This window comes from Sphingobacterium puteale, from assembly GCF_050986225.1.
Lineage (GTDB): Bacteria > Bacteroidota > Bacteroidia > Sphingobacteriales > Sphingobacteriaceae > Sphingobacterium > Sphingobacterium puteale.
The window spans coordinates 6,354,008-6,373,725 of sequence record NZ_CP158959.1; the positions used below are offsets into that span (position 1 = coordinate 6,354,008).

The window sequence follows — 19,718 nt, forward strand, 5'->3', positions numbered from 1 at the left end:
ACTTTTATTATTAATAATATCTCCAAAATGTAATTTCAGCGAATCCCATATCTGTCTCGCCCATATAATTTGAATAGCAAACGATTCGGATATAACGCATATTCGGAATGTTCGTATCAAAGTTTCCATTATCTCCTGCCAGCCACGCAGCTTGGCTTTCGTCTGTACGGGTAAACCCATATAATTTGGTCCATCCGGCCATATCACCATCTGTTGGCTTGTCCGCCCGGCCATAGATTTCATAACGTTTCATCATCCGATTTTCCAATTGCCAATAATGGTTGATCCGATATCGACTCAGCTGCACCGCTTCTCCCATATCAAACGTAACACGGGCCGGCTCGGTCTTACTTCTCAGATCAGAAGACAAGCTTCTCCAATTTCCATAATCATCCCATTGTGTAGCCCACACCCCATCCCAAGCATTCTCGATCCGATAATTGTCCCCTGGTACCATCGGTGCGTCCCCTGGTAATGACATCGCTTTGAACAAAGTTTTATCCATTGGTTTCTCAAAAAGAGGTTTCCGTTCTATCCAGTCTGTACGAAACGTATCAATGCATAGAGAGTCAGGAAGAAACAAAGTCTGATAGCGGTAAGAACTTCCCTTCTTATATTGGGGAAGATTATATTCTCCCGCGTCCGCAGCAATTCTAACCTTGACCAACTTATTCTCTAAATTGGTGTATTCCAGATCTACCCCACAGCTTTGCACATCCGACTTCCCCCATTTCAGTTGAACAGATTCATTTGTCTGAATTTCCTGATTGAGCAAAACCCGGTTCAATAGGGTAGCTCTATATTTTTCGCCATAGCTACGTCCGGTTATATACTGTGGTACAGAGGGACTACCTAAGCTATTATAGTTGATCAACTCAAAATTATAATTTCCCTCGGGTAGTGGATCAAAAAGATATTCGAGCTTCTGTAAGCCGGCCGTTCGATTGACAGGAATAATGACAGAATCTTTACGGCTATTCATATAGATTACCGTCTTCGTGATATTTGGATCAGTAATTATCATCCAAGTCAACTTTAAGCGGTCAGCTCCTGGCAATACTTTGATGGTATCCCCTTTGGCAGCATAAATAAGTTCCTTACCGCCGACAAGGTCTTTATATTCATCCATCTTACTACAGGCCAAGCATAATAATGCTAAGCCACATATTAACATTAAATTTTTCATCCGTATAAATTATTTATAAGTGTCGATCTCATCGGTATAAATGAGTTCGGTTCACTCGGTTTGTTTTTTCGGTTGTGATGAAGCTATCAGATTTAAAACTTGTCATCGCCCCAAAAAGTAATTTCCGCGAAATTCAGGTTTGCTGTACCCGACCAATTTTCGAAACATTTCACCCGGATATATCGCACAGGGGGTAAATCGGCAGAAAAATCGCCATTGTCTCCTGCGAGCCAAACTTCGGCGTCCTCTGCGGTGTAGGACTCGCCGGGTAAGCCCGAGGGTTTCTTCTGCTCATAACTGGTCATTTTCACCCAGCCGTCCCAGCTACCATCTGTAGGCGCATCTGTCCGTCCCCATATTTCATACCTACGCATACTTTTATCAATAAAACGATAGTAATGATTCACCCGAAAACGGCTCAATTTTGCCTTAACCCCAAGGTCAATGGTGATATGTGTTGGTTGACCATCATTAACAGCATTTGTACTTACATTTAACCAATTTCCATAATTATTTGGGTAGGAAAAATCAGAAGACCAGGTACCGTCCCATGCAAAGCGTTTGGCGATATTCCACTCCGTTGTGTAGATGGGTGAGTCGCCTGGCAACGTGAGGTCTTTAAATAACCCTTTGTCTAGCATCTTCTCAAAAAGTGGAGTCAATGTGAAATATTTTTTTTCTGAGGTATGTCCCCAACGATTACGAACAGATAACGCAAACTTCATCGGCTCGGCTTCCATCCCCCTGAATGTATGATTTCCATTTTTCATTTGTGTATAATATCCGCCTTGATAGAGCTTCCATTCCCCACCTTGCTCAACTTCCAATAGGAATCCCAAGTCAGCCCCAGTCGGATTGTCGAATTTCATATTTACACCACCGAAGTCAGCCATAAACTGCAGACTTTTAAATACCTCTTGAAATGGCGGCGATAAAGGTTTTACCTTAACCTCTACTGGCGCCGATTTAATTTCGGCCTTGCTAACCGCATAAATCTTAACCACACGCTCACTATCATCCGATAAGCCTTCTATCTCAATCTTATTATTGTAGGCAGAGCCCTTAAAATACGCTACCCCCCGACTATCTCCCGTTGGAACCTCAGCCATGACATACTGCAGATTATAATCTTTTGGTAGGTTATAGGTCAAAACAGCTCCTCCCGGTGTCCCTGTAATCTTGATATCCGTCACCTGACCATTTACCTCCCCCTCTTTCTGCACTGGTGTATTAAACTCTTCTTGACATCCATAGGAGAGCATTCCAATGAAGCAAAATAATATTAATATCTTTTTCATGTTTTTCTACTTTTATGTGATTACCAACCGGGATTTTGTACGAGATTCTTATTTTTCAGCAGCTCACTGGTCTGAATAGGCCATAGATAATCTCTTGGTGCGATAAACTGCTGGAGGTGCAAGGTACGGGCCTGATAATACTCTAAATCCGTCTTCTGCATGATACTCCAGCCTTTGACAGGACGATTCTGGAACAATTCTGCTTTTTTCCAGCGGCGCAGGTCCCAGAGGCGGGAACCTTCAAATGCCAATTCAATCTCTCTTTCTTGATGGATAATTTCACGTAAGCCATCTTTAGACGCGAACTTATTCGGACGGGTTGAGTAATTGGTCCAAGATTCCTTCACTCCTTTCAATCCTGAGCGGTCGCGAATGATATCTAAGTAATAAATAGCATCATTTCCATTACCGATTTCGTTTAGACATTCCGCATAGAGCAGATAAAGATCAGCTAGACGCATCTCTGGCCAAGGGTAATTCTCCGTGGTAAACGACTGACTCGTGGGCGTAAATATCCAGCCTACAAATTTTTTAATCCAATAACCAGTCTCATTGTAATACATATCTCTTTGCTTGGCCTGAGGTTGGCCCAGCTTCCCGTGGATCTTCCACGGTGTTTTATCGCTTTTATTTGATGATTGCAACCACAGACCACCATCGAAGCCTAAACTGCCATAAAATCGCGGTTCTCTATCAAAATTAATGGCTGCTGTCTTATAACCGACTTCCAGCCGGTACCTATCTTTTTCTATTGGAGTTTTTAGTTCAAAACGCCCTGCATAATCCCAGGTCTTGTCTTCGTCAATAGGCACTCCATTCTCGGTATAAAAACGTTCAACCATATTTAGGGTCACAGAAAAATATGACCCCGCATAGGTCTGTTTGCCAAATTGCGGATCCATCTCATCGATGGCTGCCTTTTCTTGAATGCCGCGGCTATTGACCTTTCCAGACCTACCCCAGATCAACTCGCTGTTCCACTTTTCGGTAATCGCCGATCGTATATGCATCTGCTTTAATGTCTCCGCACTCATCTCAAATAGACCGGGATTGAATTTATGTAGCTTTACGCCCGCAGCGATATCAATCGCCTCTGAACAGGCATCAGCTGCCAATTTCCATTTGTTTGCATCATAGGCAGTCGGAAATAATAACTGTCCATCCTTATCTTTAAATCCGGTATAATCTGGATTACCGTTAAAGAGCGGGCTGGCTGCTGTAGTTAATGCTCTTGCTTTCAGCATCAATGCTGCTACCCTAGTCACGCGTCCTGCTTCGGTGGCCATCTTGTCAATAGAAACCGGTAGATCAGGAGCAGCTTCATCAATCAATGCTGTAATATAGCCGATGACTTTATCCACAGGCTCACGTTTTACTTTTACGGTTTCCAGATCCACATCCATCGGGAAATTCGTATCAACAATCGGAATCGGTCCATACATTTTAAACAGAAAAAAATGATAATAGGCTTTCAAGAACTTCGCCTCGGCTACCCAGCGTTTACGCATTTGTGGGTCCAGATCCAACATGATCGTCGGGTTGGAGGTATTTTCGATAAAAACATTGCAATCCCGGATCGCTTTAAAAAAATCAAACCCCGAACGGTCCCCATTCCAAGCATTCACGTTAGGATTATCAACATTTTGCATTCCCAATGCAATCTGCCAGGGCCACTGGTAACCTTCATGATTGAAACTCCAGGTCCACACATCGTCTGCGCCAAAAAAATAAATACTCTGACCATCCATAGGAGGCAACCAGGAATAGCAGGTGTACAAATAGCGCTCGCCCTCATATTTATTGGCAAAGGCATGCTCAATAGTCGCGACGTTATCGGGCATAATATCCAAATAATCTTTAAAGCAACTATTCAAAAACAGGGGCATAGACAAACCAACCGCCCAGAGAGCGATCTGTTTTCTAAAACCCAAATATCTCCTTGTTTTAAAAATATTTTTTTTCATCTCTATTTCGATTAATTTAGTTTAAAAACCTATTTGGACTCCAAAATTGAACACACGCTGCACCGGATAGCCTAAGCCATTTCCTCCCATTTCCACATCCCAAAGTTTAAACTTACTCCAAGCCCAAAGATTCATCCCATTGGCATACACACGTAGATTAGACACCCGATAGCGGTCCAATAGTTTTGAAGGCAAATTGTATCCCAATTCTAAGGTTTTCAAACGAACAAAAGCCCCATCTCTCATCCACCAACTGGAAGTCTGATAGTTGTTGTCAATCCCATCAAGCGACAATCGAGGATAGAATGCATACAGATCTGGATTACTCTCCGACCAGTGACTATCCACGATGGACTGCAATAAGCCATTCTGTGTCGAAGACCCGAGAAACGGTGCAATAGCCCCTGCATTAATAAAGAAAGAAGACCGAGCAGACCCTTGCGCTAAAGCACTGATGTCAAAACCCTTATACCCATAGGTAAAACTCAATCCATAAATAATCTCCGGTACAGTAGGATAGCCCAAAGGCACCATATCCATATCCGAAATCCGGCCATCCCCATTGATATCGTGATACTTTAAATCTCCTGCCCGGTAATTCGTATACCAAAACTGCTTTGGTGAATTAGCTACCTCGAGATCATCTACGAAATAGCGATCTGCGACATATCCAAATGTTTGGGAAGTCGAATTACCTATGATTGAGCGGTGCACACCTGCAGGATAGTCTGTTTCTTCAAATTGGGTAATTTTATTGGTCGCATAGGTAAAGGTTCCCTTCACGGTTAGGAAACTATTGTTCATAAAAGATCTGGTGTAATCCAATGTCGCATCAAGCCCCCGACTCCTTACCTCAGCAAGATTTGCCTGTGGGTTAGAAGACAAGCCCATTGTAAGCGGAATATGTGCCCTGGTCTGCAGGATATTGGTACGATGTTCCTTAAATAGATCCAACTCTAGACTAAAACTTTTAAACAGCCCTAGCTCTAGCCCCAAATTGGTTTTATAAGCCTTTTCCCAGCTGATATCATAGCTGGCATACCGGTTGACACTGATCCCCGATTTGCTTTCACTAAAGTTTTGCCCAAATGTATATCCCCTGTCACCGTTGTTCATATTGACATCCGACATATAATAAAAGCGATCTGTATCATATCCGATCTGATCGTTTCCCACAAGACCATAAGACCCACGCAGCTTAATTCTACCTCCAGATCCTTTAAAATCTTTTAAAAACGGTTCCTCACTCAAGTTCCACGCCACCCCTATGGAAGGGAAAAATCCAAAGCGGTTTTTCTCATGGAAACGCTCCGAACCATTATAACCAAAATTAAACTCCATTAAATAACGGCTGTCATAACCATAGGTAAACCGCCCGGACAAGCTAATATTTCGCTTAGGCAGCGACGCCATTAGGCTACCAGCGTTTCCAGTGACATAATCACTCATATAGCCAACCAACATGGCACCAAAATCGTGCTTCTCATTTACAACCTTGTTGTAATTGACCGCTGCCTCCAACCAGTTGTAACTATTGATATCTTTTCCCCATTCCTTATAATCAAGATACTCCCTTCCCTCACCTTCGTTTAATAAGCGAAGACCACGGAAGCCTTCATTGGGATCAATAATAGCCGAATAATAAAAAGGACTGTTTTGTCTAGCTTTGGCAAAATACGACCTACGTTTGGTGTAACCCATGATACGCGCTGTCAGCCCCGGCAAAAGAAAATTAAAGTCTTGATTCAACTCGATTTGAGCCAACATATAGGCTGAACTATTCGTTTCATAACCAGATAGCATAGATGCATACGGATTAAAGTATAGCCCATTACTAGGTGTTTTTGCATTTCCAAATAGTGGATGTTTTTTCAACGGATCATAGCTCGCATCAAATATCGCCGGGAACATCACAGGATTCGATTTTAGAATAGCTTTGAATACCTCACCTCCCCCGGAAACAGGCCCGTTATAATCACTAAAGTTACCGCTCAGACGGAACTTTGCGCGGGTAGAGGGGGTAAATCTCAAGCTAAAATCTGATAACAGCCCGAAAGTTCGTGCTTTCACATTCGTATTAAATCCATTCAGTTCCAACGTATTGAATATCCCATTATCGACATTAGCTGTACCCGACACATAGTAATCGGCTTTGGCTCCTCCACCGCCAATATTAAAGTTCAAACGGCTGTTCAATGTATTATCTTTCACCATTAAACCCATCCAATCATTACTCGGATACAGAAAAGGATCCATCCCTAACCTTGTTCGCTCGATTTTCTCTGCAGAATAGGCCGGAACATCCTGTGGCTTTCTGGTCAGCTTAGCCTCATTGGCCATTTCCATATAGGTAATATTATCCGCGAACTTGAAATTGCGGGAATTGGAAGACAAAGAAGATTCGTAACGCACGTTAAACTTGGTCTTTCCATCATGACCTTGCTTGGTTGTCACCAACACCACACCATTAGCACCTCGCGCCCCAAACAAAGCCGCCGCAGAAGCGTCCTTCAGAATCGAAAAAGAAGCAATATCGTCGGGTTGAATACGTGCAAATTCGTAGGGACTAGACTCAATACCATTGATTAGGATCAACGGATCCTTTTTACCTGTACCATAGGTACCAACACCCCGTATATAAAAATCAGCATTATCCCTACCCGGCTCACCACTTCGCTGATAGGCGATCATACCAGCCACGCGACCAGCAAGCATCGTTGTAAGATTACTCGTCGGGCCTTTCAATTCTTTGGGATTTATTGTCGTAACAGCACCTACCATAGTTGATTTACGTTGTTTACCAAATGCAACAACAGCTACCTCATCCAGTTGCCCACTACTCATCTCGAGCGCTACATTAATTTCCGCATCACCATTGATCGCAACCTCCTTACTATCATATCCGACAATGGTAAAAACTAAATGGCCGTTAGCTGGCGCTGAAATACTGTAACGCCCATTAGCATCTGTCTGCGTAGCGACAGTGCTTTTCTCCTTGACCTTCACACTGACCCCGGCCAGCGCTGTTGATCCGTCTTTGACCGTCCCTTTGATCGTGATGAGATTGCTTTGTCCCCATACAGCACTTATCCACATCACGAACAGCAATACCCAAACAGTTTTCACAAAGTCTTGAAAAAGAACTCTTTTAGTTTGATTTAATTCAGGTTTGTTCATATACATAACGGTTTGCCTAGAAAAGGCATAATTGGTTTTTACTACTCAAATAAAAGATATATTTTTTAAACAAACAAGTATTTTTTAATTTTTTTTAAAAATTAAAAAGAAAACAAAGGGTTTTATTAAAATAAAAAAAGGAAGTAATAAAATAATTTATCAATAAAATCTACTTTGACTGGTATCTATGCGCAAACCGGGCATAGATGAAAATACCTAGATAGCACAATGCAGGTATTATAAAGGCCGTCTCCCAGCCTAAGCTATCTTTGAGGCTCCCCTGGAGGTAGGTAAGTATGGCTCCACCAGTAATAGCGGTTGACAAAATACCGGAAGCCTGTCCAGCGTTTTCACCCATTCCCTCAATTGACAGACTAAAAATCGACGCAAACATCACAGAGTTACAGAACCCGCAGCACAGGAGAAGCAAAACTGACCATAATCCAGCTGTAGCAATCGAAAAAAGTACAGCAATACATCCGAGCGCTGATAATATCATCAGCAGTTTAGAGACTTGAATATAACGTAGATAAAATGCCCCTACCAGCCTTCCAATTAACATCCCGCCCCAATAATACGAGACAAAATAATTCGCACTGGACTCCGACACACCCAATCTATCTGCTGTATAATTTGTTAGAAATGTTCCAATCGCAACTTCAGCACCCACATAAAGGAATAATGCCAATACGCCGAATTTAAGTTTGGGATACAGCCGTAAAGTATCCCCTAACGAAAGCCGGGCTTGCCTCTCATTAATTTGAGCATCTGGAAGCTTAAGCCTCCATATTACAATCGCTATCAGCAGCAGCACCAGAGCAATCATCAAATAGGGAACAACAAGAGCCTGTGAAGAATCGACAGCTCCCTCAATCTTAGACAGGATAAAATGCGCCCCAAACAAAGGTGCCAATGTCGTACCAAGCGAACCAATCCCCTGAATTAGTGTCAATCTAGCCGCCGCCGTTTCTGGCGCCCCCAAAGCTGTAATATATGGGTTTGCAGATACCTGCAACAGCACAATCCCTATTGCCACAACAAATAATGCACACAAAAACAAATGGTATTCATGGAGCAAGGCCGAAGGAAAAAAAAGTATTGCACCAACAGAAGCTAAAAGAAATCCAATGATCATTCCTTTTTTATACCCAATACGCATCAGCATTTTCCCCGCAGGAATGGACACTAAACCATAAGTTAGGTAAAAGTAAAATTGCACCAATGAGGATTGCGCATAATTCAAATGAAAGCCCTGTTTAAAATAGGGAACCAATGTATCATTCAATACAGTCACAAATCCCATCATAAAATAAAGGACGCCTAAACAAATCAGTGCCCCTAAGTATAATCGTTGGTTATTCATAAATAGTATAAATTGGTCAGTAGGCTATTTCTTATATATATTCTTTATTCATCTGGATCCGTTCGGCTGTTTTCCACAATTGAAAAAGTGCACGTGGCACATGAAAAAAACCTTTCCACTTCCCTCCTTTTGCATATAACAAGGGATCTCCATTCCGTTGAAGATAACCAAACATCTCCCCATGTTCTTTATCCACAAAATGATCCCAAATGTAAAGATGCAATCGCTCCACCCATTCCAGACAACGTGGTTCCCCACTCAGTTCGTAGCCTTTAAAAACAGCCACTAATGCTTCTAAATGCACCCACCACAGCTTCTGATCCCATTCCAATTGCTGAGGTGGAAAATTTTTGATATCACGAAAATAGAAAATTCCACCATGTTCCGTATCCCATCCATATTCCAATATATCCAAACTGATCTCAACACACTTTTCAATAAGTGCTTTATCTTCCCATCTACGGGCTATGTCCATGACAAACCACATCGCTTCCAGCCCATGCCCCGGATTGACAAGTCGCCCTTCAAAACAATCTATAAAGTCACCTTCTGGTGAAACATTCTCCAGTATGAGTTTCAAATCTTTCTGGTAAAATATGTCCATCACCTCGCCGACACCCTCCTCTAAAACTTTCTCAACGACTTCCTTTGGCAATAGATGCTCTATTTCGAGCACCAGATTACATAAAATCATAGGTAGCGCAAACCCTTTTAAATCACGGCTTCCAGCTACTCCCTTGGAAAACTGCCCTTTAGGATTATCTTTTCGCTGTAAGATGTGATCAAATGTTGAGGTAGCAATATCTGCATAAGCATCAATATCAGTCGCTCTATGGAGTTGCGCAAATGCCATAGCAGCAAAGCAATCCGAAAAAATACTATAGGCCTCAGTTAATGGCTTTCCATCACGTCGCAAGGAAAAATACCAGTGTCCTAAAGGATTACGTCCATGTTCTATCAAAAACTCCCCGCCTTGTACCGCCATCTCTAGCCATTCATTTTTTGGCGAAACTTCATTATACAACATCGCAAAAGTCCATATTTCACGAGCCTGAAGCCAAACAAATTTGTCGGTATCAAATACCTGCCCATCACGCAACAAACAGGTAAAAAAACCACCATGTACAGTATCACGTGAATTCCGCAGCCAGAACGGCACCACATTTTCCAACAAGTATTCTCTATAAATGTCTATATATTTTTCCATAATAATTTATAATTCGTCCATATCCATCATAAGGACCGAGACTAATCAAGTTCCCTATGCGAAAAGCAAATTAATAAAAAAAAGAATTAACAAAAGTGTTTTTATTAAAATATTTTAATAAAAACACTTTTGTTAAAAAAATATAAAACATATTAGCTCAATTTACAGCAACACAACTATTAATTATAGCATATCTATAGATTAATTACTATAATTGTAAAAATAACACGTGCAGAATGAAATCGATTATTGATATTTTCTCTCCCCTAAAGTCAGATTTAATTACCAATAATGCTGTTCTATATAAAACAGCATTGCTAAAAAGGGATATATTATCGTTTCTGATTATTCAAAATAAAGGCACCATTGCGGAATTATCTCAAGCAACCAAGACAAGCATCCCAAAGATCAATGAGACCATCAACGAATTGATCACGGAGGGTTTGGTTATCGACCATGGAAAGATACTCAATGGTGTCGGAAGAAAACCGAATATCTATGGTCTAAATCCTAATAGCGCTTATTTCCTATCTGTTGAAGTAAATCGGCACAATATTAATATTGCGATCTTGAATTTCGTTGAAGAGATCGTTCATATTGAACGGGATATCCCATTTTATTTACAAAATACACCAGCTTGCTTCGAATCATTGTGTCATCATATTGACACCTTTATCGAAAAACACGCCAATGACAGGCATAAGATCGTCAGTATCGGGTTAAACCTTACCGGCCGTGTGGATCATGTAAGTGGAAATAGTTATAGTTATTTTAATTTTCATTCTACCCCACTTCGGGAGGTACTGACCCAACGTTTTGGCGTACCGGGTTATGTAGAAAACGACACCAGAGCAATGGCTTTCGGAGAATACGCGAAAGGTGTGGTTGAAAACGAAAAGAATATCCTTTTTATCAACTTGGATGATGGTATCGGAATGGGTATTATTATCAATGGCGCCCTCTATTCAGGAAAATCAGGTTTTGCGGGAGAATTTGGCCACATGCCTTTCTTAAACAATGATATCATCTGCCATTGTGGAAAAAAAGGCTGCCTGGAAACTGAAGCTTCTGGTGTCGCCCTAACACTGCAGATGAAAGAAGCTTTGCTAAAAGGCATCTCCTCATCCATCACTGAAAAAGTCAATTCGATAGATGATATTAAATTACAGCATATTATAAGTGCTGCTAAAAACGATGATATTTTAGCGATTGAATTGCTCTCAAAGGCAGGAGAAAAAATTGGAAAGGGCATAGCAATTCTGCTTAATCTCTTTAATCCGGAACTGGTTATTCTCGGAGGGAAAATAGCGACGACAGAGTCTATTATCTTACTCCCGATTCTTTCCTCCATTAACAAGTTTTCGTTGAATCTGGTCAATACGGATACTTCATTTAAGATTTCTACACTTGGGGAAGACGCCGGTTTAATCGGCTCGAGTCTATTGATGCGAAATCGGTTACTGGATTTATCTTAAGTATTTTCTGCCTATCAGCATATAAAGCCCATATACAGATAGGTGAAATAGAAAAGAAGGATAACCTATTATAGGCTATCCTTCTTTTCTATCCCAAAACAATGTGGCGGCTTGATGATATTCGACTGGATAGAATTCTTCATCTCTTTCAGCGGAAAAGTGATTTTCAAGCGGCCTTTTGTTCCCTGCCATTTGCCACCCGACTGAAGAAGCCGTACTGCCTCGTCCACAAGAGCCTGATCAGGAGCGCCTTCCGCGCGAATCTGCTCTGGCAATCCATCTTTACCAATCCTGAAATTAATAATAATCTCCCCTCCATTTCCAGCATCCTTCACCTGATTGTTCAAATATTGTTCAAAGGCTTTCCATCCATCGACGGGAGTCGCATCACCACCATCCAACAGTGGCTCGATAGCCACTAGGTTTTCTGGTTCATTCAATGTGACATCTGTTGTCCGCTCGGCTTTACCATTGAAATGTTTAAAATATAGAAGCGCCAATAAGACAACAAACAAAACACCAGCTGCCGCACCTATGGCCAAACGCTGCCAAGTATAATACTGTGCGTGTCTGGTCGCTATGGTGTTCTCGATCCGACGATTGAGTCGCTGTTGTAACAAGCTCAATTGCCTTGCATCCACTCCATTCTGTAATCGGTACCCATCAATGGCATCCTGCAAAAAAGGATCTTCCAATGCTTCTTTTTCCAGCTGAAACATTTCCTCCTTACTCATCAGACCATGGATGTAATTATGAATTCGCGATAACTGATAATTATTTTCCATTTTCTTTCCTTTCCATACAGATTCTCAGATTGCGTTTTCCATTCTGGATGGCACTCTTGACTTTATTCAGGTCATACCCTGTTAAATCTGCAATATCTTTATAGCACTTTTGTTCCAGATAAAACAAACGTACACATTCTTTCTGTTCCTCATTTAAGGTCTCCATGCAGCCTTCTAGTTTTTCAAAATCCCTTTCTTCCCATTTTGATTCATCATCAATATTGAGTTTCTGCTCGCTCTCAAACAAATTATCCTCAATATCCACCTGTGTCGTTCTTTTGTCTTTGCGCAATTGCATCAAACAGTAATTTTTGCTGTATACGTGCAACCAGCTTTTAAAATTATCGACCTCATAATGACGCAGTTTTTGAATCAATTCTTCAAAAATCTGCATCACCGCATCCTGGCTACGATCAGGATCCTGTAAGTACTTGAAGCATACACCATAAAGCAAGGACATGTAAGGTGAATATAATTTCCCCAGCGCAGACAGGTCCCCTGTTGTTTTATAATGTTGTAATAGCTCTTTTTCGTTCATGCGCAAATCTTTCACCTTAATGATGAATTAAGATACGGTTTTCCATAAATAAAGCAAGCATGGCCCAAGAATTATCGCCAATAAAATTTCTATTGACATTATCTCCTGTTTTGGACACAAAAAAAACCGTCCCCAAATTATTAAAGACGGTCAATGAAAATATATTTATGAATTACGGATTTAATTCCCCTGTTTCCAATTGTAGCGAAGTGTTACGCCATAGGTTCTCGGATCAGCTACAACTCCAGCATATTGACCATAACTACCTGGCGCAGCCAGTAGTTGCTCATAGTAATCTTTGTTTGTCAAATTTCTGCTCCAAACAAAAACCGAAACACCATTTGACCCTCTAAAACCTAGTCTTGCATTCAGCAGTGTATAAGCATCAATGTTCAGGTATTGCGACGGGGATGAGCTTGAAGAGAATTTGGAGCGATGGAAAAGATCAGCACCCAAAAAGTACGAGCCATTGATACCGATCAGTTTGCCGCTTTGATTAACTTCTCCTCCCAATGACCAAGACCATTTGGATACTCCGGGAAGCACTCCGCCCGAAATATCTTTGAAAGCCTGTGGCCCACCAACTTCTTCCAGCGGAACTGGTGCATTTGTAAATTTCACGTATTTCGCATCTGTATAGGCCAGCGCGGCATTCAGCCGCAGAAAGTGGCCAATGTTAATGTTACCGTCGAGTTCCACTCCTTTGACACGTACTTTCTCAGCATTGGCCAAGTAGCCCCGATTCACTCCTGGTTCAGGCGTTTGTACCTGTGTTTGATAATCTTTGATATCAGTCTGGTAAACGGATAAGTTAAGGATCGAGTTGCGTGTTGGGTTAGTTTTCACACCCAACTCTTTGTGACGAACCGCTTCTGGTTTTACTTCAGCTAGATCTAGCAGCACAGCACCATTTGCTGTTGGCAATCCACCGACATTGATTCCAATTGGCTTATAGCTGATGGAGTAAGTTGCATAAGCATTGATTTTGGGGTTGAAACGGTATTTCGCAGACAGTTGTCCTGAAAAATTATCCGCGTCCGCGTTTATATCAAAAGTTTGGTTGGTATAGACCCCATTTTTAAGTGCCAACAGCGCTGGATCGGATGTCTGTAGCCCACCATAGGTCTGTCTATCGTAGTTTGCTTTCTTTTTGTCGTAGTTATAGCGCAGTCCGGGTAAAATATGAAGTTTGGAGGTCACCTCCCAGTCAATCTGTGTATAAGCGGCTAAACTTGTACTTTTGATTCCATATACAGTCTTAATGCCGAAATTGTCAAATAACCCTGGAGTCTCCCATAGGGCGCTCGTAGAGCTTTTCTGGAAGCGCCAGAATGCGGATCCCGTCTCTTCTGTATGCACAGGATCAGTACCAAGGTCCTGCCACAGCCCGAATAAGCCGACCACACCACTCACTTTCTCACTGATTTTGCCAGAATACCTAAATTCTTGCGACCATTGGTTATGCACCGAATTACCTGCGGAAACAGTATAAACAGGAAGACCTAAGTAATCCCGGTCATTGAGTGGCACCCAGGTCCATTTTCGCCAGGCTGAAGTAGATGTCAAGGTACCTCCGCCAATCTTCACATCAGCATTCAGCGCTACACCGCCCAGTTTGTTGTCGGCTTTGGATTGTGTATCGAGGTCGATCTTACGTTCAAATGCACTTTTATAAGGCAGCTCATAGCCTAAATCTTTGATAATGGCATCAAACTGCCGGTAATCAGCCCGCTGAGTGTTGACCACACCGGCAACTGCCCAACCATACCCATCCGGCTTTTGGGAGGAAACGTCCCCCGAAAGCACCAATTTGATATTTTCCGTCGGTGTAAACAACAATTGCCCCCTGAATCCGAGGTTATTGATATCATTGATCTTACGATTGGTGTGGACGTTGAAAAGATTGCCATCCCTTTGTGTACCCGAAAAAGAAGCCCGGGCAGCCAGATTTTTTGCCAGAGGTCCGGAGATAGATGTCTTTGCCTGAATAAAGCCCTGATTGCCATAGCTAACTTCAACATTAGCTTCAGGTGTAAATTGGGGTAGCCGCGAAGTAATGTTAAAGGCCCCCGCAGTGGTATTTTTACCAAAAAGTGTCCCCTGTGGCCCGCGCAATACTTCGATCTGGTCAATATCAATAAAGTCCAGCCAAGTCGCCGCAGGCCGTGCGATGTACACACCGTCAAGATAGAATCCGACACCTGGATCTATCCCATCGTTGGTCAGGCCGTAAGTCGAACCGAGGCCCCGAATGTTCAGGGTTGTATTACGCGCATTGGAAGAGTACAGCTGTACTGTTGGAACAAGTTCTTTTAGTCGATTGACATTAAAAGCTCCGGCATCTTCCAGCGCCGCACCACGGATGATAGAAACAGGAATAGGTACATCCTGCAACTGCTCTTTGCGTCTACGGGCAGTTACGACCACTTGGTCTAAGGCCTCCAAACGTGGGGTCAGTTCGATCACGGTAGGCGACTGGTCCACAACAATCCGCCGGGTCTGATAGCCCACAATGGAGACAATCAGTGAAAAAGGTAGTTTCTGTCCAGTGACAAATTGAAATACGCCTTTGCTATCGGTCTTCACCTGGTGGGTGACTGCTTCAAGCTGTACAGTTACGCCCTGTAGGGGTTCTTTTGTCACCGCATCTACCACAGTACCTGTTAATGAAGCATTTATAATGGGTTTAGGATTTTCTACTTGCGCGTAAGTCTGATAAGATGCCGCTAAAAGCAAGCTAAAAATGACGCTAATTCGAAAAATAGCATTTTTTTTCATAAATTTATTCAGTTTAATAGTGAAAAATAAACAAGTGCCAACGCCAATAGAACTTGTTTCATTGTTAAAACTTTGTTTAAAAAGGGAAGCCTCGGCTTCCCTTTCCTAATATAAGAGAGTGTAAGAGAGAAATTTTAACAACACATTCGTTTTTCACTATTTCCTAGGGTAGTAAAAACTACTTCCAATAAAGTAATCTGTAAGCTTGTTTTTAAAAAGTAATCTTTTTTCATTCTTTCCATAATTAAGTATTCTCATTTTTTGCCAGTCCTCATGACTCACTGTAAATCAGGACGACCGTACAAATATAGAAATATTTTTTAAAAGACTACTAATTTGATAGATTTTATAAATATTTTTTCAAACACGCTAGCTAAGCATTAATTAACAGCACTTTAAATGCTATAAACAGCGAATTAAACACATAAAAAAATTAAAAAACCGTCCCTATACCTATCTGCACATGAGATGTTTTTTAGCTACCTAGCTTCACTTTTTCAAAACAATCGACATAATCTTATTCAGATATCAGGGTCGTGTTGTTAGCGAGAAAACTATGATTTTGCATTTTCTCCGAAAGAATTCGACATGACTGCCCACGGAAGCGATCAAATGAAAAAGGCTTAGAACAAAAAAGTCCGCCAAGGATGGCAGACTTTTACACAAATATTGTTTAATTCCGAAAGTATTCGACTCATTTTTTTCATCTATAAATTATCGAAACAATATCAACGCGATCAACAGGGTCACTAAGACATTAAAAGTCTGCGCGATCAAAAACGCATAAAGAGGTTTCTTGTTATCCTGCACAAAAAGATCTTTGAAATTGGTTTCCAGACCAATCGAAGTAAATGCCAAGGTAAACCAGAGCCCTTGTAAATTTTTCAGACTTCCCTTAACGGCATCCACTTTTTCCGGGGAGATCACAAAGGAAAATAATAGCGATGCAAACACAAACCCAAGCACAAATTTAGGAAAGCGTTCCCAGATAATCTTTAGCGTAGGTTTATCGCGTTTTGTTTCATCATCCACAGATTTTGCATAGGTCCAATAAATACTGATTGCAAATGCTGCAAGGCCCAGCAATACATTCTGCGAGAATTTAACAATTGTACTGATTTTTAACGCTTCTTCTCCAACAAGCGAACCTGACGCGACAACAGCTCCCGTGGTATCTATACTACCTCCTAACCATGCACCGGTTACCTCTTGTGACAACCCCATCCATTCAGCCATATAGGGCATAAAAATCATCATTGGAATTGCGGTGATCAAGACTAGGGAAATCACGTAGGAGAGCTTTTTGCTATCACCTTTAATCGCACCGGAAGTAGCGATGGCTGCAGAGACACCGCAAATGGAAACCGCACTGGACAGCATCAGTGACATTTCCTTGTCTATCTTCATTTTTTTACAGATCCAAAAGGCAAAATACCATACCGACAACACAACAGCCAAAGCCTGGATAAGGCCCAGCGAGCCCGCTTTAAGAATATCGCCAAAGATAACGGTAGTCCCCAGCAAGATCAAACCGATCTTAACATACAGTTCCGTACTCAGGGCTTCTTTAAACCAAGCAGGTAACTTAAAGCAATTACTGATGATCAAACCGATCGTCAAGCTAAAAATAACAGCTTCGAGATTGTATTCTTTCACTGTCGAATTACCGGCTAATATCAACGCAAATACAGTCAGAATAAACACCACCGGAAATACGATCAGCAGATGTTTGACGGATTTACCGAGCAAAAATGCCCCTAGCATACCTGTCACAAAGACGAAGATAAACTGCTGAAAAATCTTGTTGAGATTGGCCGGATCAAAAATTGTGGAGGCCAGTTCGGAAGAATTAGCCCAGGAAAAATTAGGTACAGGCGCAAAAATACCCGAAAGTGCTAAAAAAATGGTAGCGAGTCCCAAAATGACGACTACCCAGTCTTCTGTAAATGCAAATGATCTTGACGATGCCATATATTGGTCAGTATTAAAAGGCTAAATTTACTATAATTGCGGATACTTTTGGTTATTGTAACACAAAAATGGCCGAAGATTTCTCTCCGGCCATACAACCAAAACCAATAATCATTATCAATCAAAAACAATATTTATTTTCTTCTATTAATTTTTTTGCTATTCGCTGGCGTGCATCCTTAATGTTAAATGGTTGCGCTTTGGTGAACCTGCGTAATCCAACGAGCATCATATTCAACTCATCACCTTCACCAAAGGAGTACAAAGCCTCTTTACCCGCAGCATTGATTTTATCGATCGCGCCATACAGATAGATCTTCGCCATATCGGTCGCATATGGCGCTTTTTCGGAACCGTTATGCACAAGCTTTTCTGCACGTAACAGTACAGATTCTGCAATGTAAACGTAACCGATAATGTCTGCAATATTCATTAGGATCTCTTCTTCTTTCGAAAGTGACATCATCAGCTTTTGAACCGCAGCTCCAGCGATCAGCAGGCCTGCTTTCTTGAGGTTGGCGATAATCTTCTTCTCTGCAGCAAATGGCGCATCATCTTCCTCCCCAAAGTCAGGAATAGCCAATAGTTCACTTGCCACCGCCTGCGCAGGTCCCATCAGATCCAGTTCACCTTTCATGGCCCGTTTTAACAGCATATCTACGACAAGTAGCCTGTTCACCTCATTGGTACCTTCGAAAATCCGGTTGATCCGTGAATCACGATAAGCACGCTCCATCGGCGCATCGGCCGAATACCCCATTCCACCATAGATCTGCACTCCTTCATCCACCACATAGTCCAGCATCTCTGAACACCATACTTTGATAATCGCACATTCGATCGCAAATTGTTCCACGGATTTCAATTTTGCTTTCGCTTCATCCATACCGCCCGCAATCAATGCATCATAGGCATCATCAATATTTTGGCCCGCACGATAGGATGCGGATTCCACCGCAAATAGACGTGTCGCCATCTCTGCCAACTTATAGCGAATAGCACCAAATTTAGAAATCGGCAAGTTAAACTGCACACGTTCATTGGCATATTGAACCGCATGATTGATCACCATACGCGCTGAACCATTTGTCGCTGCACCCAGTTTGATCCTGCCGATATTCAGGATATTTACGGCGATCTTAAATCCGTTTTCACGTTCTGAAAGCATGTTTTCAACAGGCACAGGACAGTCATTAAAGAATATCTGGCGTGTAGAGGATCCCTTGATGCCCAATTTATGTTCTTCGGGATTCATGGAGATCCCGCCAAAATCTTTTTCGACGATAAATGCTGTTAAGTTTTTATCGTCATCGATTTTTGCAAATACAATAAAGATATCTGCAAATCCACCATTGGTAATCCACATTTTTTGACCGTTGATCAGATAGTGGGTTCCTTCGGCATTTAGTTTTGCGGAAGTGCGTCCCGAATTGGCATCCGATCCGGCATTTGGCTCCGTCAGACAATAGGAAGCCTTCCATTCGCCTGTGGCGAGCTTGGGAATATATTTCGCTTTTTGTTCCGCATTACCATAATAAAGGATTGGCAAGGTACCAATACCTGTATGAGCAGATAAGGCAACGGCGAAAGAAAAACCTCCACCTACAGCCTCTGCTACAAGCATCGACGTATTGAAGTTCTTGCCAAAACCACCATACTCTTCCGGAATCGACACACCCAGCATCCCCAGCTCACCGGCTTTATCCATCAGGCTAGGCATCAATCCCTCCTCCTGTGCGTCAATACGATCAAGCTTATTTAATACTTCGGTATCTAAGAAATCCAAACAGGTCTGACGAATCATTTTCGCCTCTTCATCAAACTCTTCAGGAATAAAAATAGCTGTATAGGGAGTCTCTCTAATAACGAACTCACCGCCTTTGATTGCTTTATTCTCGCTCATTGTTAATTTAGATTTATGGTGTAATCCGACAGCTGGTTATTGATCGCTCCGATTTACACTATTTTTTAATACT

General features: G+C 41.9%; 12 protein-coding genes. 1 reads left to right on the forward strand and 11 read right to left on the reverse strand.

Going from position 1 to position 19,718, the window contains the following annotated elements; genetic code table 11:
• Nucleotides 1-10 precede the first annotated feature (10 nt).
• The 6 genes from ABTV71_RS26350 to ABTV71_RS26375 form a co-directional block, all read right to left on the reverse strand.
• Complete coding sequence (locus ABTV71_RS26350; RefSeq protein ID WP_433901621.1) at nucleotides 11-1,186, reverse strand: DUF4998 domain-containing protein; 1,176 nt, start codon at nucleotides 1,184-1,186, stop codon at nucleotides 11-13.
• A 92-nt stretch (nucleotides 1,187-1,278) separates the two neighbouring features.
• Complete coding sequence (locus ABTV71_RS26355) at nucleotides 1,279-2,484, reverse strand: DUF5000 domain-containing lipoprotein (protein ID WP_433901622.1); 1,206 nt, start codon at nucleotides 2,482-2,484, stop codon at nucleotides 1,279-1,281.
• Between the two features lie 20 nt (nucleotides 2,485-2,504).
• Nucleotides 2,505-4,448 (reverse strand): RagB/SusD family nutrient uptake outer membrane protein, encoded by a 1,944-nt coding sequence (locus ABTV71_RS26360; protein ID WP_433901623.1) that lies wholly within the window; start codon nucleotides 4,446-4,448, stop codon nucleotides 2,505-2,507.
• A 21-nt stretch (nucleotides 4,449-4,469) separates the two neighbouring features.
• Nucleotides 4,470-7,625: a SusC/RagA family TonB-linked outer membrane protein gene (locus tag ABTV71_RS26365; protein ID WP_433901624.1), complete on the reverse strand. Its 3,156-nt coding sequence runs from the start codon at nucleotides 7,623-7,625 to the stop codon at nucleotides 4,470-4,472.
• A 169-nt stretch (nucleotides 7,626-7,794) separates the two neighbouring features.
• Nucleotides 7,795-8,988, reverse strand: a complete 1,194-nt coding sequence (locus ABTV71_RS26370) for a sugar MFS transporter (RefSeq protein ID WP_121120728.1) — start codon at nucleotides 8,986-8,988, stop codon at nucleotides 7,795-7,797.
• A gap of 31 nt (nucleotides 8,989-9,019) precedes the next feature.
• A complete protein-coding gene (locus tag ABTV71_RS26375) occupies nucleotides 9,020-10,195 on the reverse strand; it encodes an AGE family epimerase/isomerase (RefSeq protein ID WP_433901625.1) in 1,176 nt (391 codons plus the stop codon).
• 236 nt (nucleotides 10,196-10,431) lie between these two features.
• Here ABTV71_RS26375 and ABTV71_RS26380 point away from each other — a divergent pair, with 236 nt between their 5' ends.
• On the forward strand, nucleotides 10,432-11,670 hold the full coding sequence (locus ABTV71_RS26380; protein ID WP_121120730.1) for an ROK family protein: 1,239 nt from the start codon (nucleotides 10,432-10,434) through the stop codon (nucleotides 11,668-11,670).
• A gap of 68 nt (nucleotides 11,671-11,738) precedes the next feature.
• Here ABTV71_RS26380 and ABTV71_RS26385 read toward each other — a convergent pair whose 3' ends face one another.
• The 5 genes from ABTV71_RS26385 to ABTV71_RS26405 form a co-directional block, all read right to left on the reverse strand.
• Nucleotides 11,739-12,455, reverse strand: coding sequence for a hypothetical protein (locus ABTV71_RS26385; RefSeq protein WP_433901626.1), 717 nt, complete (start codon nucleotides 12,453-12,455; stop codon nucleotides 11,739-11,741).
• On the reverse strand, nucleotides 12,445-12,993 hold the full coding sequence (locus ABTV71_RS26390; RefSeq protein ID WP_121121253.1) for an RNA polymerase sigma factor: 549 nt from the start codon (nucleotides 12,991-12,993) through the stop codon (nucleotides 12,445-12,447). The genes ABTV71_RS26385 and ABTV71_RS26390 overlap by 11 nt, the downstream gene beginning before the upstream one ends.
• A 180-nt stretch (nucleotides 12,994-13,173) precedes the next feature.
• Nucleotides 13,174-15,771: a TonB-dependent receptor gene (locus tag ABTV71_RS26395; RefSeq protein ID WP_121120731.1), complete on the reverse strand. Its 2,598-nt coding sequence runs from the start codon at nucleotides 15,769-15,771 to the stop codon at nucleotides 13,174-13,176.
• A gap of 714 nt (nucleotides 15,772-16,485) precedes the next feature.
• Nucleotides 16,486-17,742, reverse strand: coding sequence for a YeiH family protein (locus tag ABTV71_RS26400; protein ID WP_121120732.1), 1,257 nt, complete (start codon nucleotides 17,740-17,742; stop codon nucleotides 16,486-16,488).
• 121 nt (nucleotides 17,743-17,863) lie between these two features.
• A complete protein-coding gene (locus ABTV71_RS26405; RefSeq protein ID WP_433901627.1) occupies nucleotides 17,864-19,645 on the reverse strand; it encodes an acyl-CoA dehydrogenase family protein in 1,782 nt (593 codons plus the stop codon).
• Between the last annotated feature and the right edge of the window lie 73 nt (nucleotides 19,646-19,718).